Below are 25,573 nucleotides of genomic sequence, written 5' to 3'. Positions count from 1 at the left end.
TTCGACGGCAGCTGCCACGCCCGCCTCGCAGGCGTTGCCAGCCCAGAGCCCTTCTGGAACCACCTACGCCTTTGTGCCGATGTCGCCTGAAGAGGATGCTGCGTTCCGTCCGACGGTGCAGAAGGGGATGGCGAACACCAATCAAGAAGCCAAGAGCCCTTGCCCGGAGGCGCTCGCCCGTCTGTCACTGATCTCGACTGCCCAGAGCCAGGGGCAGATCCGGGTGACTTCTGGTCCATACACGTCGCCCTGGTACCAGCTTGCCAAGGGGCCGATGGCATTCGTCATTCCTTTCCCAGCCCCCTACCAAACCGGCAAAGGAACGCTCGTGGTCGAGGGCAACGGTGAGCATGGCGTCCTGGCGCTGAATCCCGGCATGGAGTTGAACTTCGCCTCGGCGACCACCGTCAGCATTCCGGTGACCTGGGATGTCAGTTCCACCTGCAGGTAATCGTTCATGACGTCTTCCTCCATCCGCCACTTCATTCCCTTGCTTCTGGTCACCGTTTTCGGAGTTTTTCTGACGGTCTGGATCACGACACCCGAAAAGGCGCCCTGGGCCGGCATGACCTACAGCGGTGTCATGACCAAAACGGTGGTTGCGCTGCTGCTGTTGGTGATGGCGTTGGCGTTGACATACGCCGCCGCTCGCCTGGCGATACGGGACACGCCTCACGAGGCGACCGGGGTGTGGCGCAGTTTCTGGACACCCGAAACATCGGCATCGTCCGAGTCGCCCAACAAACCGATCGAGAAGATCGAGTCGATGATCGGACTCCACTCGGTCAAACGAGAGATCAATTCGCTCATCTCGCGCATGCAAATCGAGCAGCAGCGCCGTCTCCAGAACATCAGCGTCACGGCCACCAGCCAGCACATGGTGTTTACCGGCCCCCCCGGGGTCGGAAAAACTGAGATCGCGCGTCAGCTGGGTGCCGTGTATCGAACGCTGGGTGTGCTCGACAAAGGGCACTTGGTCGAGGTGGACCGTTCGGATCTCGTTGCCGGCTATGTCGGACAGACCGCTGAACGCACGCTGGCCGTCTGCAAGCGTGCCCTGGATGGCGTCCTGTTCATCGATGAGGCGTATGCGCTGGTGGATGGAGGCGATGGAGGGTTTGGCAAAGAGGCCATTGAAGTCCTGCTCAAGTTCATGGAAGACCACCGCTCCCGGATCATTGTGATCGTGGCGGGCTATTCCAACGAAATGAGGCGTTTCATTTCCAGCAACCCCGGACTGGCCAGCCGGTTTGCCAAGACCATCGACTTTCCGCCCTACCGCCCATCAGAGCTCCTCGCCATCTTCCGGCAAATCGCCCTGGAACGGCAATATGAGCTTCGCGAGGCAGGGCTGGAGCGCTTGCTCCAACCGTGGCTGGCCGATCGGATGAAGTCGGCCGAATGGGGCAATGCCCGATCCATCCGGAATCTGTTTGAACGGGTCTGTGAAGTGCAGGCCAACCGCTTGGCCGCTTCCGCAGATTTCGGTCACGCCATTCAGAGAATCACCCTGGGCGATGTCGAGTCGGCCATCGCCAAACTGTAGGAAGACCCAACACATGAAAGCCACGGACATCCGCGCCAGCTTTGCTGGCTACCTGGGGCTGCAGGTGCTGGCCCTCCTGGTGCTGCTGGCGGGACTTCACTTCGGTGCCAGTCACCCGTGGAGCTCCCTGCTGGCCTCGGGCAACCTCTTCCGGCTCGTGCTCATCCTGGCCATGGGGGCCATCGGGACATACATTGCCTTGAAACTCAGCGCTGTCATCGACGCGCGCAATGCAGTGCGGGCCGGTAGCACGGTGCGTCCCATCCAGATCGCAGCCGATGAAGAAGACGATCCCGATCAGCAGGACCCGGTGCAGGCTTGTCTGGACCGTCTGGACCGCATGACGGGCTTGCAAGCGGTCAAGGACGAGGTTCGCGCCGTGGTCGCGCGCATTCAGGTCGAGCAGCGTCGCGCGGAAGCAGGGCTCAGCGTCACTGCCATGAGCCAGCACATGGTGTTCTCCGGTTCGCCAGGGGTTGGCAAGACCGAAGTGGCACGCATTCTCGGCGACATCTTCAAGGCACTGAAGCTGGTCCGCAAGGGACACGTGGTCGAAGTTGATCGTGCTGCTTTGGTGGCCGGCTATGTCGGCCAGACTGCGATCAAAACGCAGGAAAAATGCAAGGAAGCCCTCGACGGGGTGCTGTTCATCGACGAAGCGTACACATTGGCCTCCGATGCGCAAGGAGGTCAGGGCTTCGGTCAGGAGTCGATCGACACCTTGCTCAAGTTCATGGAAGACAACCGCAGCCGGATCGTGGTGATTGCTGCGGGATATCCTCGCGAGATGGAGCTGTTCATCCACAGCAACCCCGGCTTGGCCAGCCGATTCACCAAGCAACTGCACTTCACCAACTACTCGGAAGACGAGCTGCTGGACATCCTGGCCAGCATGGCTGCGTCGCAGCAGTTCACTCTCCCGCAGGGCTACAAAGATCTGGTGCGCCCCTGGTTGGATTCCCGTGTCAACGATCGCTCCTGGGCTAATGCGCGCGAAATGAGAACGTTGCTGGAGCGCGCCCGCGAAGAGCAGGCCCTTCGGATCGCCTCTTCCCCCAATGCGAGCCTGACCGAAATCAGCGACGCAGACATCACCGCCGCGTTGGAGCGCTCCAGGGCATACGCATGAACGCCATTTTCAAAGCTCACTCCAGCGCCTGGCTGGATTCCAAGATCTATCGGCTGGCCTGGTTGGTAGGACCGTTGGCGCTTGCCATGTTCGTCTTTGGGTCCAAGTTCTGGATCACGGCAGGCAACAACCTGCACCTGTTGCCGGTGCCCATGTCCTACACCGAAGATGAAAAGAAGACGATCGATGCAGATCTGAAGGCCAACGAAGCTGCCGCGCTCCAGGCGCTTCGCGCAGCCGCTGAGGACGGAGATTCGCGAGCGCTCAACCAATTGGGGTTGCTGCACGACCCGACGGCCGGGCGGCTCAACTCGGTGCCACCGAGCATCGACGTGGCATTGGCCTACTATGAAAGGGCGGCCGCGCTGGGTAACGTCAATGGCTTGTTGAACGCAGGCTACATGCTTAATTCAAGTGGCAAAGCTGATGAAGCATGCCGCTACTTCCCCAAAGCTGCCAAGGCTGATCCAAAAAACATTGAAGCCATGATGGAGGCGGGGTATTGCACGGCAACCGAGAAGGACGCGGAAGCAACCGCAAAGGCCAAAGCGATCGAACAGATGGAGTCCGCTGGAGCGTCCGGTTTCGCTCGTGCCTATCTGCTCCTGGGTACCACGTACCTGATTCAGAGTCCGCCGGATTTCAAACAGGCAATCAGTCACTATGAAAAGGCGGTCGCCGGCAATGTCAACGATCATGGCTTCTCACATGCCCAGATGGGATCCATCTACTTTCGTGGAGAGCCAGGCGTTCCGCAGGACTTCAGACAGGCCATTTCGCACTTCCAGAAAGGTTATGAGCAGGGCTCCGGCCTTTGTGCTCTCGAGTTGTCGTTTATTTATTCCAAGGGCACCTATGGTGCGCCCATCGATCACAGGAAATATTTCGAATACGCGGGTTATGCAGCCAAGGCAGGGGAGCCCGCGGGGCACAACAACCTCGCCGTTGCCTACATGTACGGGCAAGGAACTTCAAGAGACTACCGATTGGCTGCCAAACATTACCTCATTGCCATCTCTTTGGGCAACAGGCATGCGTTGGACAGTTTGAAAACGGGCAGCTATCCCAGCGACTTCATCATGGAAGTTCAGTCCAGGTTGTCCAAGGCCGTGATGTACAACGGCCCAATCAATGGAAAAGGGGAACCCGCGCTGCTTCGAAGCCTGGAGGCGCTTCTCGACAGTAAACGCTCCTTTGAATAGCGCGGGCCTGCAGCAGGCGCGTTTGTGCTTGTCTTCACCTTGGAGTGTTCCGATGGCCACCATCCGCTCAGGCACCCAATCCGCCTTGCTTGTCGTCGATGTGCAGGTCGGCGTTGTCGCCGAAGCTGGTGATGTCTCCCGCCAGATCGACCACATCGCACTCGCCGTGCGCAAGGCGCGCGAAGCGGGTGTGCCCGTGGTCTGGGTGCAGCACGACGACGAGGAACTGCCCAAGGGCAGCGCCGAATGGCAATGGGTGCCGGCGCTGGTGCCGCAGCCGAACGACGTGCGTGTCTACAAGCAGTTCAATTCCTCGTTCGAGAAAACGACGCTGGAATCCGAGCTGGCCGCGCGCGGTGTGTCGCACCTCGTGCTGTGCGGCGCTGTGTCGAGCTGGTGCATCCGCGCGACGGCCTACGGCGCGCTGGAGCGCGGCTACGACCTGAGCCTGATCGGCGACGCCCACATCGCCAAGACCATGCCGATGGGCAACGGTGAAACGGTCGAGGCCAAGGACATCGTGCGGGAGCTCAACGTGGTGATGCAGTGGGTGGCCTACCCGGGCAGAAAGAACCGGGTGGTGACGGCGGCGGAGCTGGCGTTTTGAGCATCGACGGTGTGGCCGAAGAAACGCGCCTCAAGGCGTCGACCGAGTGGTTCCACGGTCTGGCGAACCACGACCGCGACGAGATGCCCGCCGGTGTTTGCCGGAGAACTTGACCCGGCTGCAGGAACATGTGGCGCGTTGCCTCGATGGCAATCCGCTGCCCACCGAGCTGACACCGGAGCAGTTTGCCGAGGTCGTGCTCGACCTGCGCGCCAACGAGCTGGACTGGGAGCGAGCCTGGATGGCCGCTGCGGTGAAGGCGGACGACCTGATGCTGGCGGGGAACACAGAAGAGGCAGTGCATGCCTTGAACGTGTTCGCGCAAGACTGCCCCTGGCAGGTGTTCCGCGAGGCGGCGCTCCACGAAGTCACGCGGTTGCTGGGAGAATGACCCCACCATGTTGTCCACCTTCCTCACCATCGCCGTTCTGCACTGGGTCGTGCTCGCCACGCCCGGTGTCAATTTCGTGCTGATCGCGCAGCTGGCGGCGGGCAGTGCGCGCGGCGTGTCGCTCGCGGCCGTCGCTGGCATCACGACCGTCACCTTCCTCTGGGCCTCGCTGGCGATCCTGGGCATGGGCGCGGTGTTCTCGGCGCATCCGGCGCTGCGCCAGGCGTTCCAGATCGCGGGCGGTGTCTATCTTTGCTACGTGGCCTGGAAGCTCTGGCGCTCGCCGGCGGCGGTGGCGCAGGAGGTCACGGCGGTGACGACCAGCCGCGCCGCCGCGTTCCGCATGGGCTTCATCACCAATGTGTTCAACCCCAAGACCGCGCTGTTCTTCGGCAGCGTGTTCGCGACCGCGCTGCCGCCCTCGCCGGGCGTGGCGGTGCTGGCCGGTGCGGTGGCGCTGGTCTGGTTCAACGCCGTGGTCTGGCATGTGTTCCTCGCGCTGGCGTTTTCGCACGGCCGCATCCAGTCCGGCTACCAGCGCTGGCGCGGGGCGTTCAACCGCGGCGCGGGTGCGCTGGTCGGGGCCTTCGGTCTGCGCCTGCTGGTCGCGACGCTGCGGGAACTGCGTGCCAAGGCGATGCTGTCATGAGCCCGGACGTCGACACCGCTTCGCTGCTGCTGTCGGTGTTCTTCGGCGCACTGGGCGCCGGCTACGCCCTGTACGGGCGCAAGCAGCGCGCCATTTCTCCGCTGGTCAGTGGCGTGGCGCTGATGGTGTTCCCGTTTTTTGTCCACGGCACACTGCCGACGCTGCTGGTCGGTGTGGCGATCGCCGCGGTGCCGTATTTCTGGCGAGCCTGAGCGGAGCGGCGCATGTTCTCCCACCTCTTCATCGGCGTGTCCGACTTCCCCCGTGCCCTGGCGTTCTACCGCGCGCTGATGCCGGTGCTGGGTGTGGCGGAACGTTTCTGTGAGCCCGAGAAGCCCTGGGCCGGCTGGCAGTCGTCGCCGGGTCCGCGCCCGCTGCTGCTGATCGGCACACCGTTCGATGGCCAGCCGCACGTGCCAGGCAACGGGTCCATGACCGCCTTCCTGGCCGAAGACCGGGCGACGGTCGATCGCGCGCACGCGACCGCGCTGGCGCATGGCGGACGCTGCGAAGGGCCACCGGGTCTGCGGCCCGAGTACCACGCGCATTACTACGGCGCCTATTTCCGCGACACCGAAGGCAACAAGCTGTGCGTGGCCTGCCACGCACCGGAACCAGACTGACCCACCAGGAAAACCACCGCCATGGACCCTCTGTATTTCTACCTGCTGGGCATCGTGGTGCTGGCGTTCCTGATCAACATCGTGCTGGTCACGCGCAGCCATTTTTCCGGCGGCGAGGTCGGCGTGGCGCCCGTGGTGCAGGCCGTTCTGGCCGTGCCCCTGTTGCTGCTGTCCGCGGCGGTGCTGTTCCTGACCCGTGATCTGGGCTGGCACACGCGCCAGTGGATCCTGCTGCTGCCGCTGGTGTTGCAGCTGGCGTACTTTCTCTACACCGGAGATCTGCGTGCCTTCTTCCAGCCCGGTGCGGGCGGCTTCCTGACCCGCAGCTTCATCGGTTCGATCGCGGCCGCCACGGCCATCGGATGCGCGGTGGCCTGGGCCCTGGGCACGCTGGCGGCCTGACGGCCGCCCAGCATCTGCCTCACACCACCCGCACCGGCCCCTGGTGTTTGGGCGCCGGATGCCGGCGCGCATCGGCCAGCGCCCAGCCGAAGATGCCCAGGCCCGCCGCCGCGAGCAGGGCGCCGACCCAGCCGGTCGAGGTCCAGCCCAGGCCGGCGCTGATCGCCAGCCCGCCGAGCCAGGCGCCCAGTGCGTTGGCGGTGTTGAAGGCCGAGTGGTTGAGCGCCGCGGCCATCACCTGCGCCTCGCCGGCCACGTCCATCAGCCGGATCTGCAGCGCCGGGCCGATCGCGACCGTGGTGCCGATGAGGAAGACGTTGATCGCGCCCAGCACCACGTGCTGCGCGGTGAACACGTAGGCCAGCAGCACCACGATCGACCAGACCAGCATGCCGCCCACGGTCGGCATCAGCGCCTTGTCGGCCAGGCGCGAGCCCAGCACGTTGCCCGAGACCATGCCCAGGCCGAACATCGCCAGCACCACCGGCACGCCCGCCAGCGGCAGGCCGGCGACCTCGATCATGGTCGGCTTGACGTAGCTGAACACCGAGAACAGGCCGCCGAAGCCGATCGCTGCGATGCCCAGCGTGAGCCAGACCTGCTTGTTGCGCAGCGCGCCCAGCTCTCGCAGCGGGCTGGCGCCGGCGGGCGCGGGCATGACCGGCAGGTGGCGGTGGATCAGGCCGGCGGCCAGCAGGGCGATGGCGCCGACCAGCACGAAGGCGGCCCGCCAGCCGAAGTGCTGGCCCAGCCAGGCCGCCAGCGGCACGCCCAGCAGCGTCGCGAGCGTCAGCCCGCTCATCACCAGGCCGATGGCGCGCGCCCGCTGGTCCGACCGGGCAAGGGCAGCGGCCACCAGCGCGGCCACGCCGAAGTAGGTGCCGTGCGGCATGCCGGTCAGGAAACGCAACGCATTGAGCGAGAGGTAGCCCGGCGCCGCGGCGGTGGCGAAGTTGCCGAGCGCGAAGGCCAGCATCAGCGCCACCAGCAGCGCGCGGCGGCCCCAGGTCGCGGCCGCCACGGCCAGCACCGGCGCGCCGATCACCACGCCCAGCGCATAGGCGCTGATGACGTGGCCGGCTTGCGGGATGGTGACCTCGATGTCTTTCGCGACCTCGGGCAGCAGGCCCATGATGACGAACTCGCCGGTGCCGATGGCAAAGGCGCCGATGCCCATGGCCCACATGGCCGGGCCGGGGCGGGTGGTCGGAGCAGCGGGAAGGGCGGAATGGCGGGTATCGGCGGCAGAGGCTTGCACGGAATGGGACTTTGAAAAATCAGCGGCGATGCTGACAGGTCTGCCAGCGCCGGGTGCGAGACCTCGGTAGAAACCCTCGGTTGTTCTGGTCCATGGCCTGCCCGAGCCGCGGGAATGGACGGGTTTTTCCCCGCAACTCCGGCGTATTCGCCGCGCCGCGATTCCTACACTGGGTCGCACCATGTCCGCCCTCGATTCCCTCCTGAAAGAACTGCGTTCGGCGCTGTGGCGTTCGAAGCCACAGCCCCCGCTGCCGCGCCTGCCCAGGCAGGCGGCCAGTCGCGCATTGGTGGTCAGACCCGCGGCCGAGGTGAAAAAGGACCCACCGGACCTCGGTGCCCTGGTGGTCGGTCTGGTGGCGGAGCGGCATGCGCGCGGCCAGCGGGTGCGCCTGCTGGTCGATGCGGGCGGACGCACCGGCGTGCCCACGCACCGCGTTCCGGGTCAGGTGCTGGCGATGCGCCAGGAAATCGACCAGCTGATCGACCACGCGCTGCAACACGGCGGCGCGGTCGAGCTGGTGGTGCGCGAAGACCGGTCGGGGGTGCGGGTGAGCGTCAACGAACGCCGGCCCGACGGATCGGGCCTGCGGGCCGAGTTGCAGTACCCGCGCGCGGCCTAGACTGAACCCATCACGCGGCGGCCGTCAGGCCGCGCTCATGCGAAAGCGCGCGTCCCCTTCGCCGGTTCCCGGCGTCAGCACCCATTGCGTCGCATGGAATGCGGCCACGCCTGGACGGTGCGCGATCGAGACCAGGGCGCCGTTCTGCGACTTCACCAGGGCCTGCAGCCGCTCGTAGACTGTGCGTTCCGCCGCTTCGTCCAGGGCGCTGGTGGCCTCGTCGACAAACAGCCAGCGCGGCTGCTTGAGCAGGGCGCGGGCAATCGCCAGCCGCTGCTGCTCGCCGCCCGAGAGCTTCTGGCCCCAGCTGTCGTCGTCGTCCAGCCGTGTCGACAGGTGCGGCAGCAGGGCGTCGGTCAGCGCCTGCTTCAGCTGTTGATCGCCGTAGTGGTTCACCGGTTCGGGATAAGCCAGCGCCTGGCGCAGGCTGCCGACCGGGAAGTACGGCCGTTGCGGCAGGAACATCACGCGCTGGTCGAAGTCGGCCGGGCGCTGCAGCTTGCCCCTGGCCCAGGGCCAGATGCCGGCCAGCGCGCGGAACAGCGTGGACTTGCCGCTGCCCGAGGGGCCCTTGATGAGCACACTCTCGCCCGCCTGCAGCCGCAGGCCGTGGGCCGAGAACAGGGCCACGCCGCCCGGCAGGGCGAGGTCCATCTGGTCGATCTGCAGCGTGTCGGGCACGGTCGCTTCGGTGGTTTCCAGGGGCGCCTTCTGCAGCGCCTGGAAGCTTTCCTCGAAGCTGGTCAGGCGGTCGGTCGTGGCGCGCCAGGCGGCCAGGCTGTCGTAGTTGTCGACGAACCAGGACAGGGCGCCCTGCACGCGGTCGAAGGCCGAGGCGATCTGCATCAGCTCGCCCAGCTGGATCGCGCCGCTGAAGAAGCGTGGCGCCGCGACGATGAAGGGAAACACGGTGGCGGCCTGGCCGAAGCCGGTGGTGAACCAGATCAGGCGCTTCTGCGCCTTGATGAGCTGCCAGTAGTTGCCCAGCACCGCGCCGAAGCGATCGCCCAGGAACTGCCGCTCGACTGGCTCGCCACGGTCCAGCGCGATCGACTCGCTGTATTCGCGCATGCGCACCAGGTGGTTGCGGAAGTTGGCCTCGACGCGCTGCTGCTGGAAATTGAGCTGGATCTGCGGTCGCCCGATGTAGTGGGCGAGCACGCTGCCGACTGCGCAGTACAGCACCGCCATCCAGACCATGAAGCCGGGGATGGTGTGCGAACTGCCCTGGAAGTCGAACGAGAAGCTGCCCGAGAGCGTCCAGAGGATGCCGATGAAGCTGGCCAGGGTGACCACGGCGTTGAGCAGGCCCATCGAGAGACCGAGCGTGGCACTGGTGAAGCTGTTGACGTCTTCGGCAATCCGCTGGTCGGGGTTGTCCGGCGGCGCGTCGACGCCCTTGGAAAAGCGGTTGAGTTCGAGCTGGTAGAAGGCCTTGTTGGCCAGCCAGCGGTCGAGGTAGTGCGTTGTCATCCACGCACGCCAGCGCATCTCCAGCACCTGGCGCAGGTAGAAGCGGTAGACCGCGATGATGATGAAGCCGAAGGCCAGGTAGGTGAAGCGCCCGAGTTCGCGCCAGAAGGTGGCCTGGTCCTTGTTCTGCAACGCGTCGTAGAACACGCGGTTCCAGTCGTTGATCAGCACCAGCATGTAGACCGCGCCCAGGTTGAGCGCGACGATGGCCGCGAGCAGTCCGCGTGCCTTCCATTTCTGGTCGGAGTTGAAGTAGGGCAGGGCGAGCGCCAGGGCCTTGCGCAGGAAGGCGCGGAAGTTCTGGAACTTGGTGGGTGAGGTCATGCGGGGTTCTCCGGCGGAAACACAGCCAGGGCCGAACCCCGGGCGTGGTCGATGCTATACCGACGGCAGCAGTGGCAGCCGCAGCACCACGCAGGTGCCGGTGTGGTCGCTGGAGCGCTCCAGCGCCGCGCCGATCAGGGCCGCCCGTTCCCGCATGCCGCGCAGGCCGTGGCCGGCGCCGTGGCCGGCGCCCACGCCATCGTCGCGGAGTTCCAGCACGACATGCGTGGGGTCGGCGGTGGCCGAGATCGTCAGGCGGCTGCCCTGGGCGTGCTGGATGGCGTTGGAAATCGCCTCCAGCACGATGAACTGCACATGGCGCAGCTGCGGGCTCTGGAAGTGCGCGACCAGCGGCAGCTCGTCGGCGCGCCAGACCAGCTTCAGGCCCGCGGCCTGGATGCGCCGCTCCAGCCGGTAGCGCAGGCTGGAGAGCAGGGCGTTGATGTCGCCCGGTGGCAGGTGCATGGCGTCGATGTTCAGCCGCAGCTGGTCGAGCGATTCCCGCAGCGTCTGCAGCAGCTCCTGGCGCGTGGCCTTCCCGCTCTCGACCTGGTGGATGGCGGCGATCAGGTGCGCGCCGGCGCCGTCGTGCATGTCGCGCAGGATGCGGGTGCGTTCCTCGGCCGCGGCGCGTTCCCGTTCGAGGGCAGTGACCTGTTCGTGCCGCTGTGTCAGCTCGGCCTCGCGCTGCGCCAGCTTCTGGCCGATGCTGCTGTTCAGGCGCAGCAGCTCATCACGCGCCTGCTGGAAGCGCAGGCTCACGATGACCAGCACCGACAGCGCCAGCGTGACGGCCGCGTACTTCGCCCAGGCCGATTCTTCGTAGTGCAGGGCGCTGGCCCGGCCGGCGTAGATGTCGCGGGCGATGGCCATCAGGCTCAACGCCAGCGCAATGACCACGAGCGCCCTGGACAGGTCGGGCTTGCGCCAGACCTCGAGCGCCAGGCGAACATTCAATACCGCCCAGAACAGCAAGGTGCCCAGCATCCACACCACCAGGAACATCGGTGTCTGCTGGCCCGAGCCCAGGCCGTAGGCCAGTGGGCCGAGGTGCTGCGCCATTTCATCGCGGCCACCGAGCGTCTGCAGGGCCCAGCTCAGACCATAGGCCAGCGGTCCGCCCAGCAAGCTCAGGCCGATGGTGTGGCGCTCCCAGCGTGGTCTGGGCGTGAATTGCAAGGCGGCGATGAATTGGTAGAGCGCACCAGACCAGATCCAGATCAGGCCGAGCACGGCCAGCCCCCAGGCCGGCCAGCCCATCGGTGAAGCCTCCCACCAGGAGTCCGCGACCCGCAGCGCCCACGCCAGTTCCCCCAGGGCGGCCCAGGCGTACAGCGGATCGTGCTGCTGCAGCCAGAGCAGGATGCACAACGTGGCCACGACCAGGCTGAGCACCGAAGCGGCCTGCGGCAGACTCGAGCGCAGCCATTCCTCGCGGTCCCGCATGGGCAGCAGGGACGCCGTGGGCCCGACCCACAGACGCGACAGCCCCGCGCGCCGCGCGGTGTCCATGCGCAGGCGGATGCGCAGCTCGTTCTGCGGCTGCAGCAGCACCGTCGGCAGGGTCAGCCAGACCGGCCGCTTGGCGGCCCAGGCGTCGCCGGGCTGGTCCAGCCGGCCGGCGCTGGCAAGTTCCTGCCCGTTGAGTTCGATCGCCCAGGCATTGCCCAGCCGCGGGATCAGCAGCGACCACGGCGCTGCCGCGTCGGCGCCCGTGCCGGGGCGCTCGAAGCGCACCCGCAGATCGGCCACCGCCTGCTGGCCCGGGGCGCTGATGTCCCAGTGCAGAGGCAGGGGCTGATCGACCGCGGTCCGGCCCGGCGCGGTGATGCGTTGCGCGTGGTCGAGCAGTTGTGCGCCAGGTCCGGGCACCGCCTGCCCGGGCGTGAGCAGCCACAGCAGCGCCAGCAGAAAACCCAGCACCACCAGCGGCGCCAGCCAGCGCGGGCGGACGGTTCGGCCTGTTGCCGTCACGATCCGGGCGGTCCCACCAGACCCATCAGGCCGGCCTGGTACACGGCCTGACCGCGCGAGTTCACAGCCAGCTTCCCGTACAGGTTCTTGATGTGCATCTGCACCGTGTGTTTGGAGATGCCTTCCATCTCGCCGATCTCGGCGTAGGTGTAGCCGCGCGCGATCAGGCGCAGCACATCGCTCTCGCGCGCCGTCAGCTTCACCGCCTCGACAGAGGCCGCCGGCGGGGTTGACGGCGAATCTGCGCTGTCGGCCTGTCGCAGGCGCTGGAGCAGCTTGCGCGCCAGCATGGGCGAGATCGGCGAGGCGCCGCGCTTGACGTCCACGATGATCTGGCCCATGTCGTCGGGCTGCGTGTCCTTGTGGATGTAGCCGACCGCACCGGCTTCCACACAGGCCAGCACCGTGTCTTCGTCGCCCAGCACCGAGATCACCAGGGTCTCGCAGTTGGGCTGCATCTTGCGCAGGCGGTAGATCAGCTCCAGCCCGTGGCCATCGGGCAGCGCCAGGTCGGTGAGCAGCAGGTCGACCGGGTGCTCTTCCAGCCAGGCCTGCGCGTCCCGCAGCCGGTTGAACGAGGCACACAGCTCCAGCGCCGGGTGCTGGCGGATGCTCTGCTCGAAGAACCCCCGCAGACGCTCGTCGTCCTCCAGCAGCACGATGCGCCATTGGTCGTCGGTGGGGCGGGCGGTGGCGGTGTCGTTCACGGGGTGGAGTTCTCGGGTCGATTCATCTTAGCGCTCTCGTTGCGGCGGGCGACACCCATGTTCTGGGGTATCGCGGGGCCAGGGCCGTCCATAGCATGAAAGCGTTCCTGCCCATCCCACACCGTCCGGAGAAGTTCATGAAAAAGCCCCTGCTGGCCACCGTCGTTGCCACTGTCTGCAGTGCCGTCGGGATGCCCGCCCATGCCGAACCAGGCGTCATGCTCGGCATCAGCCACAACTTCGGCGGCGACACGGGCATCACCCTCAAGCTGCTGTCGACAGACCGACGCGACAAGCTCGCTGCCGCGGTGGGCGTGAGCTACTTTCCCTGGGCCGCAACCCGGTCGTGGGGCTTCGACACCAGTGTGGGCTACACCTTCCGCCATGGCGCACTGACCCTCGGCTACGACTGGCTCAACGGCCAGGTCCAGCTGGGCCTTGGGGCGGCCAACACGAAGTCCAAGACTTCGCCCGTTCCAGCGCCCGCACCGGCGCCGGTCGTGGCGCAAACGCCGGCACCGGCGCCCGAACCATCGCCCGCGCCGGCACCGGTTGCAACGCCCGCTCCTGCACCGGTGACGAACCCTGCACCTGTACCTGCGCCTGCGCCGGTGGCTTCGCCCGCCCCGGCCCCCGTGGCGTCACCGCCCCCGGCACCCGCGCCGGCCCCGGCGACCGATACGTGCTCGAAGGCCTTGCCAGGCCACAAGGCCGCCGCGGTGGACCCTTGCGCGCCCCTGTGATCGAACACCAGAAGGAGCACACCGTGCCGCTGAGTCCCGTCTTTTCGTTCCCGTCCTTCGTCCGCCCGCTGGTGGCGGGAACCCTGTGCGCCCTCCTGACCGCGTGCGGCGGCGGCGCTTCTCCGGACGCGACGGGTGAGCGGGCCGCGACCACGGCGGAGACGGATGGCGCCGTGCTCAGCCGCACCGAACTGGCCGCGGCCGAGAAGCAGGCCGCGGCGGCCGACGCGTCGCCGTCGCCGGCACCGCTGGACGCGCTGCCCGCCGGCCAGATCGCCGCCAAAAGCGCCTACGTGTCGGGCGCGGTGGCGCGCAAGGCCCTGGCGGTGAGCACCCCCGTCTACCGCTTCTACAACGGCAGCACCGGCGCGCATTTCTTCACCACGAGCACGGTCGAGCGCGACAACATCGTCGCCACGCTCTCCCCACCGTTCGGCCTGGAAGGCGCGGCCTTCTCGGTCGCCAGTGCGTTCTCGCCGGGTTTGAGTCCTGTGCACCGCTTCTTCAACACGCAGACCGGCGTGCACTTCTACACCATCAGTGAGGCCGAGCGAGCCAGCGTGGTGGCGACCTTGCCGCACTTTCTGTATGAGGGTGTGGCCTATCACGCGAGCCAGGTGGCCGGCGCGGGGCTGATCCCGTTCTACCGCTTCTTCGTGCCCAGCAAAGGCTTTCACTTCTACACGGCCAGCGAGAGCGAGAAGAACAGCATCATCGCCAACCTGAGCGCGACCTACAGCTTCGAGGGTGTGGGTTACCACGTGCTCGACAGCGACTGGCGGGCCGAGAAACTGCCGAACACCGGCGTGGGCAGCGCCCAGTGTCTGCAGGCGGGCAGCAACACGCTGGTCGTCTGCACCGACAGCGCGGCCACCAGCCTGAGCGTCCAGCAGGACGGACACCGCATCAACATCAACCCCATGCGCTTCCTGCTGCTGACCGGGTTCACCAGCGACCAGTGCATGGCCGACGAAATCACCGGCCTGGTCTGGGAAGGCAAGACCGGCACCGGCACCCGTGCCGGCTCCAACACCTACACCCGCCTGGGCAACAACGCCGCCACCGACACCAGCGGCTATGTGGCGGCGGTCAACGCCCTGGCCCTGTGCGGCTTCACCGACTGGCGGATGCCCACGGCCCTGGAGCTGCAGACCATGCTCCGGTACGGCGACACCTCCCCGCCCATGGCGCTGTCCAAGGGACCGGCGGGCACGCAGGCTGGTGAGTACTGGTCGTCCGACACGTCGTCGGGGTCGACCGGCTTCACCACGTCCTTTGCCGACGGCATGGTGTTCACCGACAGCACCAGCAACGCCCACCACGTGCGTCTGGTGCGCGGCAGCATGCTCAACGATCCGCGCTTCAGCTTCGGCAGCGTGAGTTATGCGGGCGACGCCGCCAACAACCTGGTCAACGATGCGCTCACGGGTCTGCAGTGGCGCCGTTGCCTGGAAGGCATGAACTGGAACGGCAACACCTGCACCGGCACCGCCGGCTCCTTCTCGCAGGAACAGGCCCTCGTGCATGCGCGGAACCAGAGTGGCTGGCGCCTGCCCAACATCAAGGAGTTGGGCAGCCTGGTCGACCGCACCCGCACCGCGTCACCGCGGATCGACACCAATGCCTTCCCGGCGCTGGGGCAGCCGGCGGCCTGGTCGTCGACGCCCCTGGTGGCGAACACGGCGGGCGCCTGGGCGGTGGGGTTCACCACCGGTGCCGTGGGCTACACCAGCCGCACCGACCTCACTGGCGTGCGTCTGGTCAGGATCAACCCCTGAGGGCTGCGATCAGGCGGCCGGGCCTCAGGCGTTGGAGACGCCCGAGGCCACATGCCCGGCCGGCACATGCAGCGAGGCCGATTCGATGTGGCCGGTCTGGTCGTCGAAGAAGAAGTCGGGCTCGAACTCGCGCAGGAACTCGCCCTTGGGCAGTCCGCCCAGGAACATGGCCTCGTCGACCTGGATGTCCCATTCCATCAGCGTGCGGATCGCGCGCTCATGGGCCGGGGCGCTGCGGGCGGTGACCAGGGCCGTGCGCACATGCATGGCGTTCGTGCCCTCGGCCTGCAGGCGGTGCAGGGCTTCGAGCAGCGGCTTGAACGGCCCGCCGGCCAGGGGTTGTCCGGCGTGGCTGGCTTCGTGGGCCTGAAAAGCCGACAGCCCTTCGCTCTGGTAGACCCGCTCGGCCTCGTCGGAGAACAGCACGGCGTCGCCGTCGAAGGCGATGCGCACCTCGTGCGGATGCGCGTCGCTCGCGTGCACCGACTGCGGATACACCTGCGCAGCGGGCACGCCCGCGTCCAGCGCGGCGCGCACGTCGGCCAGGTGGGTCGAGAGGAACAGGTTGGCGCGCAGCGGCCGCAGGTAGCGCCACGGCGGCTGGCCGCGCGTGAAACTGCCGCGCTGGATCGGCAGGCCGTAGTGCTGCGCCGAGCGGAACACGCGCATGCCCGAGACCGGGTCGTTGCGCGAGAGGATCACCACCTCGACCCGCTGCGTCGTCGCGTCGTTGAACGCCAGCAGCTTCTGCACCAGCGAGAACGCCACGCCCGGCGGTGCGGGTTGCTCCAGCCGCTCCAGCTGCAGCTTCATGTAGGCCCGGTCGTCGCCGGTCTCGAAGACGCGGTTCTCTTCCTCGAAGTCGAACAGCGCCCGCGAAGAAATCGCCACCACCAGTTGTCCGTCGAGCGTCACCGGCATGGCAGGTTCACTTCACCAGTTGGTTCAATTGGATGATCGGCATCAGCACCGCCAGCACGATCAGCATCACCACCGCCCCCATCACCACGATCAGCAGCGGCTCCAGGATGGTCGCCATGTGCATGGCGCGGCGCTGCACCTCGGCGCCCAGCTGCGCGGCCGCCCGCTGCAGCATGACCGGCAGCTGGCCGGTCTGTTCGCCCAGGCGCGCAAACATCGCGACCAGCGGCGGAAAGCGTTTCTTGCTGGCCAGGGCTGAGGCCAGCGGTGCGCCCTCGCGCACCAGCACCAGCGCGTCCAGCGCGTCGGCGCGCATGGCGCGGTTCGACAGCGTCTCGGCGGCGGTCTGCAGCGCGCGCAGGATCGGCACACCCGCGCCCGAGAGCATGGCCAGCGTGCCGGCAAACCGCGCCGCGTTGTAGCCACGCGCCAGGCGCCCCACCAGCGGCAGGCGCAGCCAGGCGGCGTCCATGCGCAGGCGCAACGCGTCGTTGCGGCGCGCCAGCACCACCGATGCGCCGGCCGCGATCACCAGCCCCAGCATCACCCAGCCGTAGCTGCGCACGAAGCTGCTGATCGCCAGCATCGCCACCGTGAGGAAGGGCAGGGCGCGCTTGCTGCCGGCGAACACGCCCGCGACCTGCGGCACCACGTAGCTCACCAGGAAAATCACGATCACGATCGCCACCAGGGTGACGATGGCCGGGTAGAGCGAGGCACCGACCAGCTTGTTCTTGAGCGCCTCGCGCGTTTCCAGGTCGTCGGCCAGGCGTTCGAGCACCGTGCCCAGCTGGCCACTCTGTTCGCCCGCGGCGATCACGCCGGTGTAGATCGGCGAGAACTCACGCGGGTGCTGCGTCAGCGCGGTCGCGAACGATGCACCCGCATTGACCTCGGCGCGCAGGCTGGCGACCAGCCGGCGCTGTTCGTCCTTCTCCGCCTCTTCGGACAGGGCCGAGAGCGCGCGTTCCAGCGGCAGGCCCGAGGAAACCAGGCCGGCGAGCTGGCGTGTCCAGACCGCCAGTCCGGTCGCCCCGAAGGTGCGGCCGCCGAACAGGGTGATGTTCAGCCCCTCGTTGCGCTGGGTGCCGTTGCCGACGGCGGGGTCGACCGCCAGCGGCACCAGCCCGCGGCCACGCAGCATCGTGCGCGCGGCCTTGGCGGTCTCGGCGTCGATCAGGCCTTTCTGCGTCGCGCCCTGCGCATCCAGCGCCTCGAAGGAATAGGCGGGCATGGGTCAGTGGCCGCAGCGCAGGGCCGCCCCAAGCAAGGCCAGCCCCCTCGGGGGGCAGCGAAGTACACGAAGTGACAAGCGTGGGGGCATGGTCAGTCCCGGGTGACGCTCAGCACTTCGGCCTCGGACGTGACGCCCTCGTCGACCAGGTGCTGGCCGTCGGCGCGCATCGAGCGCAGGCCGGTCGCGGTCGCCGCTGCGAGCAGCTCGCTCTCGGCGGCGCGGTTGTGGATCAGCGCGCGGATCGGGTCGTCGCAGACCAGCAGCTCGTAGATGCCGGTGCGGCCCTTGTAGCCGGTCTGGTTGCAGTGCGCGCAGCCCACCGGTTGCCAGCGGCCGGTCGGGTCCTGGCGGCGGCAGTGGGTGCAGAGGCGGCGCACCAGGCGCTGCGCCAGCACGCCCAGCAGCGAGCTCGACAGCAGGAAGGGCTCGACCCCCATGTCGGTCAGGCGCGTCACGGCGCTGACCGAGTCGTTGGTGTGCAGGGTCGCCAGCACCAGGTGACCGGTGAGCGAGGCCTGGATCGCGATCTGCGCGGTCTCGAAGTCGCGGATTTCGCCGATCATGACCACGTCCGGGTCTTGCCGGAGGATGGCGCGCAGGGCACGGGCGAAGTCCAGATCGATCTTGGCGTTGACCTGGGTCTGACCGACACCGGGCAGCTCGTACTCGATCGGGTCCTCGACCGTCATGATGTTCTGCTGCGTCGCGTCCAGCCGCTGCAGCGCGGCGTACAGCGTGGTGGTCTTGCCCGAGCCGGTCGGGCCGGTCACGAGGATGATGCCGTGCGGCTGGTGCACCAGGCGCTCGAAACGCGAGAGCACATCGCCCTGCATGCCGACCGCTTCGAGGTTGAGGCGGCTCTCGCTCTTGTCCAGCAGACGCAGCACGGCGCGTTCGCCGTGGGCGCTGGGCAGGGTCGAGACCCGCACGTCGACCGCGCGGGTGCCGATGCGCAGCGAGATGCGGCCGTCCTGCGGCAGGCGCTTCTCGGAGATGTCCAGCTCGGCCATGATCTTCAGGCGCGAGATCAGGGCGGCGTGCAGCGCGCGGTTGGGCTGCACGACCTCGCGCAGCGTACCGTCGACGCGGAAGCGCACGCTCGAATGGCGCTCGAAGGGTTCGATGTGGATGTCGCTGGCGCCGTCGCGCGCGGCCTGCGTCAGCAGCGCGTTGAGCATGCGGATGATGGGCGCGTCGTCGGCGGTCTCCAGCAGATCCTCGATCGCCGGCAGCTCCTGCATCATGCGGCTCAGATCGGCGTCGCTCTGCACCTCGCTGACCACGGCCGCGGCGCTGGACTCGCCCTGCGCGTAGGCGGCGCTGATGCGCTGGGTCAGCAGCTCGCCCGGTTCCCACTGCAGGGTGCCCACGTCGTGGCAACGCAGGATTTCCGCCAGCGCCGACAGACGCCGCGTCTGCGCTGCGTCGTCGGCCGCCGGGGTGCTGCTGCCGTGCAGCGTGAGCTGCCCGCCGTCGTCCGCCAGCAGCCAGAGGTGTTCGCGCGCGAAGGCGTAGGGCAGCGGGTGCTTCATCGCCACACCGTCACTTGGTGGGGGCGGGGGTGGCCGGCGCGGTTTCGGGCGCGCGTTGCGGCGGCATCACCGGCGCCTCGTTGACCCGCACCAGCTCGCTCGACACCGGCTGGGCATCCTTCTGCACCGATCGCATCAGCTCGTAGCGGTCGAGCGAGAAGTTGTTGGTGGCGCGCGCGTCGCGCAGCACGACCGGGCGCAGGAACACCATCAGGTTGGTCTTCTTGCGGCCCCGCGTCTCGCTCTTGAACAGGTTGCCAAACAGGGGAATGTCGCCCAGGCCCGGCACCTTGTCCTGGTTGCCCGAGTACTCGTCCTGCAGCAGACCGCCGAGCACCACGATGCCGCCGTCGTCGACCAGCACGGTCGACTCGATGGTGCGCTTGTTGGTGATCAGGCCGGTGGTGGAGTTGACCGACGAGGCCTGCACGCTGCTGACCTCCTGGAAGATGGTCATCTTGATGGTGCCGTTCTCGCTGATCTGCGGCTTCACGCGCAGGGTCAGGCCCACGTCCTTGCGCTCGATGGTCTGGAACGGGTTGACGGTGCCGGAGCTCGACGAGTTGTTGTTGGAGTTGGTGTACTGGCCGGTCACGAAGGGCACGTTCTGGCCGATCACGATCTTGGCCTCTTCGTTGTCCAGCGTCAGCAGGTTGGGGGTGGACAGGATGTTGCCGTCGCCGTTGGTCTGCAGGAAGCGGGCGAGGAAGCCCAGCAGGTAGACGCCGTTGCGGCGCGCCGCCACGCCCAGGTTCAGGCCGGTGCCCGGCGCCGTGATGCTGGCGGTGTCGCCTTGCGCGATCGGCAGCAGATTGGTCAGGATGTTGTTGCCGCCGGTGCCGAAGTTGGTGCCCAGCAGGCCGACGGTGTTGTCGCCCAGGTTGCCCAGCGGGCCCTGCCACTGGATGCCGAACTCGGCCGCCTTGTCGGCGTTGACCTCGGCGATCAGGCTTTCGACATAGACCTGCGCCCGGCGAGCGTCGAGCTGGTCGATCACCGCGCGCAACTGGCGGTACTGCGGCTCGGTCGCGGTGATGATGAGGGCGTTGGTGGCGGGGTCGGCCTGGATCTGGCCGCCGGTGGACGGGCCGGCCGAGGCCGCGACCGGGGTCGTCGCGGCGCTGGAGCTGCCCGGGCTGGCCGTGCTGCTGGCGCCGCCAGCGGCATTGCGCACGGTGGTGGTGCCGCCGGACGCCGCGCCACCACCTTCACTGGCCATCGCGGCACGCAGCGTGGTGGCCAGCGAGACCGCGTCGGCGTTCTTGAGATAGACGACGTGGATGTTGCCGGCCGCGCTGCTGCCGGTGGGGCGGTCGAGCTGGCTCACCAGCGAACGCACCAGCGCCAGGCGGGCCGGGTTGGCGGCGCGCAGGATCAGGCTGTTGCTGCGCGGCTCGGCCAGCAGCGTGGTCCGGTAGGACGCATCGCCCGCCTGGCCGGGCGCGGCGCCCGCGGTGGCACCGCTGGATTCGATCAGCTTCTGCACCATGGGTGCTAGGTCGGCCGCGACCGCGTGCTGCAACGGAATGATCTCGACATCGGTGGCGCCGGCCACGTCGAGCGCGGCGATGATGCGGCCGATGCGCTGCAGGTTGTCGCTGTAGTCGGTGATGACCAGCGAGTTGTTGCCCGGGTTGACGTTGATGGTGTTGTTGGGGCCGATCAGCGGCCGCAGCACCGGCACCAGGTTGTTGGCCGACTCGTGGTTGAGGCGGAAGATCTGGGTGACGATCTGGTTGCTGGCGGGCAGCTTCTCGACCGCGGCCGCGTTGACGGTGTTGCTCTGCAGCTTGGCGTCGGCTTCCGGGACGATCTTGTAGAGGCCGCCGGTTTCCACCAGCGAGAAGCCCTGCAGGCGCAGCGCGGCGGCGAACTGGTTGAGCGCCACCATCGGCGCCACCGGCTTGTCGGTCGAGAGGTTGATCGTGCCCTTGACGCGCGGGTCGACGACGACGTTGCGGCCGGTGATGGTGGCGATGGTGCGGGCGACGGCTTCGATCTCGGCGCCAACGAAACTGAGGGTGACGGGTTCGGCGGCGCGCTTGGACTGCGCCATGGCGATGGTCGGTGCACCCAGCGTGCCGAGGGCCAGGCCGATGGCCAGGGCGAGCGCGGCGGGAGAGAGGGTCGGTTTCATGGGTTGATCCTATCGCGAAGTCCTGTGTGGACCCTTATCCGAACGTAAGCAGGGAACGCGTGCCTTCGCGGCGGCCGATGATGCTCAGCAGGTTGGCCAGTGCGGTCTCGTTGCCCGGTGCGGCCTGGGCGTCGCCGCGGAAACGCAGGCGTCCGCCGACCCACTGTCCGTTGCCCTGCAGTTGCAGGCCGCCACTGAGCGTGGCCAGCGACAGGCTGGCCTGGTCGTCGGCGCCGGCCCGGATCTCGACCCGGTAGCTGCCCAGCGGGCGCAGCGTGGACACGCGGGTCGCCAGATCTTGGGCCTCGACCGCGATCTGGCCCTGCAGGCTGGGGCGGCCGCTGTTCCAGGCCACGGCAAAACCGGGCGACTGCAGCTGCAACTGGCCATCGAGCCGCAGCGTGTTCCACGGCGTGCCCAGCCCGACCAGCATCGCCGCCGGCCAGCGGCTGCTGAAGGCATCGAAACGCACGCTGGCGCTGCCGAAGCCAGGCTTGAATGTGACCGCGATCGGCTGCTCGGTGCAGCAGGGAGAGCTCACACGCGCTCGCAGCGCCGGGCCGGTCGACCAGGCGGGTCCCAGCTTCCAGCGGATGCCTTCGGGCAGGGCGGTCTGGCCCTTGCTGCCGGCGCCGCCGCTGAGCAGCAGGTCGCCCTGGCCGTTCCACACGGTGCCGCGCGCGTTGAGCAGCTGCAGCTTGTTGTCGGTGAGGCTGGCCAGTGCACTGCCGAGCCAGCGGGCGGGTGCGAACACGACGGTCGCCACCAGCAGGCCGGTGATCGCACCGAGCCAGGCCCAGCGGCGGGAACGTTGCGTCGCCATCAGTTGCCCGCTCCGAGGCCGGGCCCGGCCAGCACGATCTGTCCCGACCACGCGGCCTGGTCGCCGCGCTGGATCTGCGCCTGCACCGGCAGCACGCGCGCGTTGATGCGCACCTGCTGCAGCCATTGCGCCAGCGCGCCGGGTGCGACGCCCTTGAGCGTGACGGTGGCACGGTCGCCCTGCTGCGCCAGGCTGGCGCCGGCGCCCAGACCACGCGTGGCCTCTTCCAGCGCCCGCAGCGCGGCCTCGCGGCCGGGCGGGGGCGTGGCGTTCTGTGTGCGCAGCACCTCGGCGCTGGCGGCCTGCGCCTGCACCAGGGCCAGCTCCTTGTCGAGCCTGGCGTGGCGGGCTTTCGACTGGCGCAGCGTGTCGAGCGCGGGCGCCAGCCCGACCCACCACAGCAGGCCCAGTCCGACCACCCAGGCGGCCACGCGCACCAGGCGCTGTTCGCGCGGGGACATGCCCTGCATGGTCACGCTGAGGCGGTCACCCAGGCTGGACAGGGGGGAGAGAGGGGCTTTTCTTGCGGGGCCGGCCATCAGGGTGCTTTCGGTCGAATGCGCAGCGTGCCGCCGTCCAGGCTGGTCTGCCAGCCCCGCGCGTTGAGGGCCTGCATCAGGGTCTGCAGGCGGTCTTCGGGAACGGTCCAGGTGCCCAGGCGGGCATCACCGGCAGAAAAGTCGATGTTGCCCGGCGAGGCCTCGGGCGCGACCGCGGCGGTCGCGGCCAGCATGGCTTCGAGATCTTCGGTCGACAGCACGCCGCTGGACTGCTGGAGCTGCACCAGGGCACGGCGCATCTGCGCCGGCGCGTCGAGCACCAGCGTCACCTCGGGGAACGTCTTCTGCAGCACCTGCGACACCGCGGTCTTCTTGGCCGCGAGGCTGTTGCGCTCCATCCAGGCCAGCGCGTTGATGCCACCCAGCAGCGACAGCAGCAGCACCGCCAGGCCCCAGCGGGCAGGGCGCCATTCGGGCGCGCTGACGAACTGGCGCAGCGCCTGCTTCAGGCGCTGGCCGCGGCGCGCATTGCCCGACAGGCTCAGGTCGAACTGCGCCAGGTTCCATCCACCCTGCGCCGCGCGCAGCAGCCGCAGGTGCAGGGGCAGCAGTTCCAGCCGGCGGTCCAGTGCGTGTTCGGCCTGCGCGGCGACCGAGGGTTCGGTCAGCCAGCGGGCATCTTCAGCGCTGTCGGACACGCCCATCGATCCTTCGGTCGGCAGCGGCAAGGTCGCGACACCCTGCGCCGTCGCACTCACCAGCCAGGCGCGACCACCTTGTGCATGGGCCCAGTGTTCGGCCGACGGTGCCTGTCCGGCGCCCAGTGGCCAGGCCGCGGGCACGATGCGCGCCACCGGCCGCCCGGCGCCTTCGAGCACCTGCAACCAGGCCTTGAGCCAGGTTTTCCCGCAGGCCGCGACCCACAGCGTCTGACCGGGCTTGCCGCCCGGCTCCAGCGCGAAATGCAGCTCGGGCGTGTCGTCCAGCAGCCGGTCTTCCAGCAGACCGTCGAGCGCGGCGCGCAGGCGGCCTCCGGCGACCTTGGGCAGGGCGATGCGGTGCCAGGACACCGCGCGCGGTGGCAGCACCAGCACCACGTCGTCGTCGGCCGGCAGCAGGGACGCGGCACTGCTGCCGTGCTCCCCGGCCTGCTGGCCATTGGGCGAGCTCACCCAGTCCAGCACCGAGGTCGGTGTGGGCGGACTGAGGGAAAAGTCGGTGGGGGTGAGGATCAGCACGTCGGAATCGGGCCGCGGCACGGGTGGTGGGACAGACAGCTTCGCATTCTAGAGAGGCGCATGGTGGGACAACAGGGTGGCAACGCTCACGACGCGGCCACCCGTTCGCGCCAGCGGACCTGGGTGCTCATGCCGTTGCGCTGGACCATTGAACGCTCTTCGATCAGCGTGTCGTCCAGCCGCAGGCGCGCCCGCACCTCGAAGAAGCGGCTGCGCACGTCGTGGGTCTGGCTGGTCACGGTCTTGTCGGTCGCCCCGGGAATGCGGGCGATCGCGCTCTTGAGGTCGGTGAACGGGGTGGTGGCCCGGCTGGTCACCACCTGTTGCGCCAGTGCCAGGTCCAGGCCGGGGATGCTGGCGCTCAGCGCTTCGGCACTGGCGGTGTTGAGGTTGAGCAGGCTGCGTTCGGGCAGCACCGTGACGTGCGGCTGCAGCACGGTGAGCGTGTGGGCGCTCAGGCCGAGCCAGCGCAGCTGCGCAAAGCGCTGCGGCAGCAGCGGCGACTCCGAGGGCTGGGGATCGCTCATGGCCTGCTGGGTGGTCTTGAGCAGGTTGGCGGTGGCGACCGTGAGCTCGGCCGCCGGCAGGTTCAGCAGCGAGAACAGCCGCGTGAAGGTGGCCACATCGGCCGCCGAGACCTCGGCCTTGGCCTGCGCGCCGGCGCCGATGGTCCTGACCAGGTTGCGGAAGTTCAGGCGCGACTGCAGGTCGATCATCTCGCCCGACAGAAAAGCCGGCATCAGCTCCTCGGCGCTGTTGTTCTTGTCGGCCGCGAGAAAGCTCGACAGCCGCGCTTCCTCCAGCGGCGTCGCCCAGGGCTCGCCCAGGTGGTCGGCGGCGCCGGTGTTCTGGTTGGCGCGCGCATCTTCGCGCAGGATCAGGCGCGCCCAGTCCAGCGCGCCGACCAGGATCCAGCTGGCCTGCAGCCGGCGCCGTTCGGCCGACTCGACCTCGGCCGAGCGCCACTGCTGCCACAGCGCGGCCGAGGCCAGCGTGGCGACCAGCGCCACGGTGAGCATCGCCAGCAGCAGGGCGGCGCCGCGTTGTGGCTTCATGACGCGGACCGCCCCGTCACGAGGGTCGGGCGCAGCCAGTCGCTGGTCACCGTGCCCGCCAGGCCCTGGCCCGCACTCAGCGTGAGCACCAGCCGCACGGCATTGGGCAGGGTGTCAATGCCCGCCGAGGCACTGCCCGCACTCTCGTTGCCGACCGACGAGAGCGGGTTGCCCCAGGTCTCGCCGCGGTGATAGGACAGCTGCCACTGGTCGATGGCGCCGAGCATGACGGCACTGTCTCGCGCGTCTGCCGCCTGTGCGCTGGTTCCCGATTCGGCCCACTCGTAGGCCCGTTGCCAGGCCTGCGCCAGCTCGTCGCGCCGGCGCACCGGCGCCGATTGCCAGCGCGCCCACTGCGCACCGGCCATGTCGCCACGCTGCATCCGGGTCCAGGCGACGACACGCACGCCGTCGCTCTCGACACCGCCTTCGGCCGCGTCGCGGCGGGTCAGGCGCAGCACCTTGCCGTCGAACTCCATCGGATTGAGCTCGTCGGTGTCGACCACCGCATTCAGGTCGGCGTTCCACTGGCCCAGGGCCGCCTGCAGCCGCAGCAGTCCGTCGGCACGTTCGCGGGTGAGCGTCTGCGCGTGGTTCATGCCGTCGATCGAGCGCCAGCTGAGCAGGGCGAGCATGGACATGATGGCCAGCGCCACCAGCAGTTCGATCAGGGTGAAGCCACGCGGGCTGCCTCGCTTCACT

26 protein-coding genes are annotated in these 25,573 nt (G+C 68.2%); 13 read left to right on the top strand and 13 right to left on the bottom strand.

Translation table 11 applies throughout. The annotated features are described in order from the left end of the window. The first annotated feature begins 79 nt into the window (after nt 1-79). The 10 genes from ACS5NL_RS11965 to ACS5NL_RS11920 all read left to right on the top strand — a co-directional run bounded on the left by ACS5NL_RS11965 (nt 80) and on the right by ACS5NL_RS11920 (nt 6,549). Nucleotides 80-451 carry a hypothetical protein gene (locus ACS5NL_RS11965; protein ID WP_439354022.1) on the top strand — a complete coding sequence of 124 codons (372 nt, stop codon included), beginning with the start codon at nt 80-82 and terminating at the stop codon, nt 449-451. 6 nt (nt 452-457) lie between these two features. Next, complete coding sequence (locus ACS5NL_RS11960; protein ID WP_439354020.1) at nt 458-1,546, top strand: AAA family ATPase; 1,089 nt, start codon at nt 458-460, stop codon at nt 1,544-1,546. A gap of 13 nt (nt 1,547-1,559) precedes the next feature. Further along, on the top strand, nt 1,560-2,675 hold the full coding sequence (locus tag ACS5NL_RS11955; RefSeq protein WP_439354019.1) for an AAA family ATPase: 1,116 nt from the start codon (nt 1,560-1,562) through the stop codon (nt 2,673-2,675). Then, nucleotides 2,672-3,877 carry a tetratricopeptide repeat protein gene (locus ACS5NL_RS11950; RefSeq protein WP_439354017.1) on the top strand — a complete coding sequence of 402 codons (1,206 nt, stop codon included), beginning with the start codon at nt 2,672-2,674 and terminating at the stop codon, nt 3,875-3,877. The genes ACS5NL_RS11955 and ACS5NL_RS11950 overlap by 4 nt, the downstream gene beginning before the upstream one ends. 52 nt (nt 3,878-3,929) lie before the next feature. Further along, nucleotides 3,930-4,484: an isochorismatase family protein gene (locus ACS5NL_RS11945; protein WP_439354015.1), complete on the top strand. Its 555-nt coding sequence runs from the start codon at nt 3,930-3,932 to the stop codon at nt 4,482-4,484. 109 nt (nt 4,485-4,593) lie between these two features. Continuing rightward, nucleotides 4,594-4,875 carry a hypothetical protein gene (locus ACS5NL_RS11940; protein WP_439354013.1) on the top strand — a complete coding sequence of 94 codons (282 nt, stop codon included), beginning with the start codon at nt 4,594-4,596 and terminating at the stop codon, nt 4,873-4,875. 7 nt (nt 4,876-4,882) lie between these two features. Continuing rightward, complete coding sequence (locus ACS5NL_RS11935) at nt 4,883-5,524, top strand: LysE family translocator (protein ID WP_439354011.1); 642 nt, start codon at nt 4,883-4,885, stop codon at nt 5,522-5,524. Continuing rightward, a complete protein-coding gene (locus ACS5NL_RS11930) occupies nt 5,521-5,736 on the top strand; it encodes a hypothetical protein (protein WP_439354009.1) in 216 nt (71 codons plus the stop codon). The genes ACS5NL_RS11935 and ACS5NL_RS11930 overlap by 4 nt, the downstream gene beginning before the upstream one ends. Before the next feature lie 12 nt (nt 5,737-5,748). After that, nucleotides 5,749-6,147 (top strand): VOC family protein, encoded by a 399-nt coding sequence (locus ACS5NL_RS11925; protein ID WP_439354008.1) that lies wholly within the window; start codon nt 5,749-5,751, stop codon nt 6,145-6,147. 21 nt (nt 6,148-6,168) lie between these two features. Continuing rightward, on the top strand, nt 6,169-6,549 hold the full coding sequence (locus ACS5NL_RS11920) for a hypothetical protein (RefSeq protein WP_439354007.1): 381 nt from the start codon (nt 6,169-6,171) through the stop codon (nt 6,547-6,549). Nucleotides 6,550-6,568: 19 nt separating this feature from the next. Here ACS5NL_RS11920 and ACS5NL_RS11915 read toward each other — a convergent pair whose 3' ends face one another. Further along, entirely contained in the window at nt 6,569-7,807 is a 1,239-nt protein-coding gene (locus ACS5NL_RS11915) for an MFS transporter (RefSeq protein WP_439354006.1), read from the bottom strand. A 181-nt stretch (nt 7,808-7,988) separates the two neighbouring features. Between ACS5NL_RS11915 and ACS5NL_RS11910 the strand changes: the two genes are divergently transcribed. Then, complete coding sequence (locus ACS5NL_RS11910; protein WP_439354005.1) at nt 7,989-8,429, top strand: hypothetical protein; 441 nt, start codon at nt 7,989-7,991, stop codon at nt 8,427-8,429. A gap of 24 nt (nt 8,430-8,453) precedes the next feature. Here the strand turns inward: ACS5NL_RS11910 and ACS5NL_RS11905 are convergent, their stop codons facing one another. Genes ACS5NL_RS11905 through ACS5NL_RS11895 form a run of 3 tightly spaced genes read right to left on the bottom strand, consistent with a single transcriptional unit; the run spans nt 8,454 to nt 12,907 of the window. Beyond that, nucleotides 8,454-10,226, bottom strand: coding sequence for an ABC transporter ATP-binding protein/permease (locus ACS5NL_RS11905; protein ID WP_439354004.1), 1,773 nt, complete (start codon nt 10,224-10,226; stop codon nt 8,454-8,456). 54 nt (nt 10,227-10,280) lie between these two features. Beyond that, nucleotides 10,281-12,200, bottom strand: a complete 1,920-nt coding sequence (locus ACS5NL_RS11900; RefSeq protein ID WP_439354003.1) for a sensor histidine kinase — start codon at nt 12,198-12,200, stop codon at nt 10,281-10,283. Next, nucleotides 12,197-12,907 carry a response regulator gene (locus tag ACS5NL_RS11895; RefSeq protein ID WP_439354002.1) on the bottom strand — a complete coding sequence of 237 codons (711 nt, stop codon included), beginning with the start codon at nt 12,905-12,907 and terminating at the stop codon, nt 12,197-12,199. Before ACS5NL_RS11895 ends, ACS5NL_RS11900 begins: the two co-directional genes overlap by 4 nt. Nucleotides 12,908-13,044: 137 nt before the next feature. Between ACS5NL_RS11895 and ACS5NL_RS11890 the strand changes: the two genes are divergently transcribed. Both ACS5NL_RS11890 and ACS5NL_RS11885 read left to right on the top strand, forming a co-directional pair. Further along, a complete protein-coding gene (locus tag ACS5NL_RS11890) occupies nt 13,045-13,650 on the top strand; it encodes a hypothetical protein (protein ID WP_439354001.1) in 606 nt (201 codons plus the stop codon). Next, nucleotides 13,635-15,428, top strand: coding sequence for a DUF1566 domain-containing protein (locus tag ACS5NL_RS11885; RefSeq protein ID WP_439354000.1), 1,794 nt, complete (start codon nt 13,635-13,637; stop codon nt 15,426-15,428). Before ACS5NL_RS11890 ends, ACS5NL_RS11885 begins: the two co-directional genes overlap by 16 nt. Before the next feature lie 24 nt (nt 15,429-15,452). Here the strand turns inward: ACS5NL_RS11885 and ACS5NL_RS11880 are convergent, their stop codons facing one another. The 9 genes from ACS5NL_RS11880 to ACS5NL_RS11840 form a co-directional block, all read right to left on the bottom strand. Further along, nucleotides 15,453-16,349 (bottom strand): 5'-nucleotidase, encoded by an 897-nt coding sequence (locus tag ACS5NL_RS11880; protein WP_439353999.1) that lies wholly within the window; start codon nt 16,347-16,349, stop codon nt 15,453-15,455. A gap of 7 nt (nt 16,350-16,356) precedes the next feature. Continuing rightward, the gene (gene gspF / locus ACS5NL_RS11875; protein WP_439353998.1) at nt 16,357-17,583 is read right to left on the bottom strand and encodes a type II secretion system inner membrane protein GspF; all 1,227 of its coding nucleotides are present in this window, start codon (nt 17,581-17,583) and stop codon (nt 16,357-16,359) included. 92 nt (nt 17,584-17,675) lie between these two features. After that, nucleotides 17,676-19,118, bottom strand: a complete 1,443-nt coding sequence (gene gspE / locus ACS5NL_RS11870; RefSeq protein ID WP_439353997.1) for a type II secretion system ATPase GspE — start codon at nt 19,116-19,118, stop codon at nt 17,676-17,678. Nucleotides 19,119-19,128: 10 nt separating this feature from the next. Continuing rightward, nucleotides 19,129-21,255: a type II secretion system secretin GspD gene (gspD, locus tag ACS5NL_RS11865; protein ID WP_439353996.1), complete on the bottom strand. Its 2,127-nt coding sequence runs from the start codon at nt 21,253-21,255 to the stop codon at nt 19,129-19,131. A gap of 34 nt (nt 21,256-21,289) precedes the next feature. After that, complete coding sequence (gene gspN / locus ACS5NL_RS11860) at nt 21,290-22,078, bottom strand: type II secretion system protein N (protein WP_439353995.1); 789 nt, start codon at nt 22,076-22,078, stop codon at nt 21,290-21,292. Beyond that, complete coding sequence (locus tag ACS5NL_RS11855; RefSeq protein ID WP_439353994.1) at nt 22,078-22,539, bottom strand: type II secretion system protein M; 462 nt, start codon at nt 22,537-22,539, stop codon at nt 22,078-22,080. Before ACS5NL_RS11855 ends, gspN begins: the two co-directional genes overlap by 1 nt. Nucleotides 22,540-22,616: 77 nt before the next feature. Beyond that, nucleotides 22,617-23,816, bottom strand: a complete 1,200-nt coding sequence (gspL, locus tag ACS5NL_RS11850) for a type II secretion system protein GspL (RefSeq protein ID WP_439353993.1) — start codon at nt 23,814-23,816, stop codon at nt 22,617-22,619. Between the two features lie 86 nt (nt 23,817-23,902). Continuing rightward, entirely contained in the window at nt 23,903-24,871 is a 969-nt protein-coding gene (gene gspK, locus ACS5NL_RS11845) for a type II secretion system minor pseudopilin GspK (RefSeq protein ID WP_439353992.1), read from the bottom strand. Continuing rightward, nucleotides 24,868-25,572 carry a PulJ/GspJ family protein gene (locus ACS5NL_RS11840; RefSeq protein WP_439353991.1) on the bottom strand — a complete coding sequence of 235 codons (705 nt, stop codon included), beginning with the start codon at nt 25,570-25,572 and terminating at the stop codon, nt 24,868-24,870. Before ACS5NL_RS11840 ends, gspK begins: the two co-directional genes overlap by 4 nt. Between the last annotated feature and the right edge of the window lies 1 nt (nt 25,573).

This window comes from Hydrogenophaga sedimenti, from assembly GCF_051857515.1.
Lineage (GTDB): Bacteria > Pseudomonadota > Gammaproteobacteria > Burkholderiales > Burkholderiaceae_C > Hydrogenophaga.
Note: the sequence above shows the minus strand (reverse complement) of the source record. Positions and strands in the feature narration are given on the sequence as shown.

Bases quoted from the DNA above. Each gene is read 5' to 3' on its own strand.
- ACS5NL_RS11965 (WP_439354022.1), top strand. From the start codon at position 80: ATGTCGCCTGAAGAGGATGCTGCGTTCCGTCCGACGGTGCAGAAGGGG.
- ACS5NL_RS11960 (WP_439354020.1), top strand. From the start codon at position 458: ATGACGTCTTCCTCCATCCGCCACTTCATTCCCTTGCTTCTGGTCACC.
- ACS5NL_RS11955 (WP_439354019.1), top strand. From the start codon at position 1,560: ATGAAAGCCACGGACATCCGCGCCAGCTTTGCTGGCTACCTGGGGCTG.
- ACS5NL_RS11950 (WP_439354017.1), top strand. From the start codon at position 2,672: ATGAACGCCATTTTCAAAGCTCACTCCAGCGCCTGGCTGGATTCCAAG.
- ACS5NL_RS11945 (WP_439354015.1), top strand. From the start codon at position 3,930: ATGGCCACCATCCGCTCAGGCACCCAATCCGCCTTGCTTGTCGTCGAT.
- ACS5NL_RS11935 (WP_439354011.1), top strand. From the start codon at position 4,883: ATGTTGTCCACCTTCCTCACCATCGCCGTTCTGCACTGGGTCGTGCTC.
- ACS5NL_RS11930 (WP_439354009.1), top strand. From the start codon at position 5,521: ATGAGCCCGGACGTCGACACCGCTTCGCTGCTGCTGTCGGTGTTCTTC.
- ACS5NL_RS11925 (WP_439354008.1), top strand. From the start codon at position 5,749: ATGTTCTCCCACCTCTTCATCGGCGTGTCCGACTTCCCCCGTGCCCTG.
- ACS5NL_RS11920 (WP_439354007.1), top strand. From the start codon at position 6,169: ATGGACCCTCTGTATTTCTACCTGCTGGGCATCGTGGTGCTGGCGTTC.
- ACS5NL_RS11910 (WP_439354005.1), top strand. From the start codon at position 7,989: ATGTCCGCCCTCGATTCCCTCCTGAAAGAACTGCGTTCGGCGCTGTGG.
- ACS5NL_RS11905 (WP_439354004.1), bottom strand. From the start codon at position 10,226: ATGACCTCACCCACCAAGTTCCAGAACTTCCGCGCCTTCCTGCGCAAG.
- ACS5NL_RS11890 (WP_439354001.1), top strand. From the start codon at position 13,045: ATGAAAAAGCCCCTGCTGGCCACCGTCGTTGCCACTGTCTGCAGTGCC.
- ACS5NL_RS11880 (WP_439353999.1), bottom strand. From the start codon at position 16,349: ATGCCGGTGACGCTCGACGGACAACTGGTGGTGGCGATTTCTTCGCGG.
- gspF (WP_439353998.1), bottom strand. From the start codon at position 17,583: ATGCCCGCCTATTCCTTCGAGGCGCTGGATGCGCAGGGCGCGACGCAG.
- gspE (WP_439353997.1), bottom strand. From the start codon at position 19,118: ATGAAGCACCCGCTGCCCTACGCCTTCGCGCGCGAACACCTCTGGCTG.
- gspD (WP_439353996.1), bottom strand. From the start codon at position 21,255: ATGAAACCGACCCTCTCTCCCGCCGCGCTCGCCCTGGCCATCGGCCTG.
- gspN (WP_439353995.1), bottom strand. From the start codon at position 22,078: ATGGCGACGCAACGTTCCCGCCGCTGGGCCTGGCTCGGTGCGATCACC.
- ACS5NL_RS11855 (WP_439353994.1), bottom strand. From the start codon at position 22,539: ATGTCCCCGCGCGAACAGCGCCTGGTGCGCGTGGCCGCCTGGGTGGTC.
- gspK (WP_439353992.1), bottom strand. From the start codon at position 24,871: ATGAAGCCACAACGCGGCGCCGCCCTGCTGCTGGCGATGCTCACCGTG.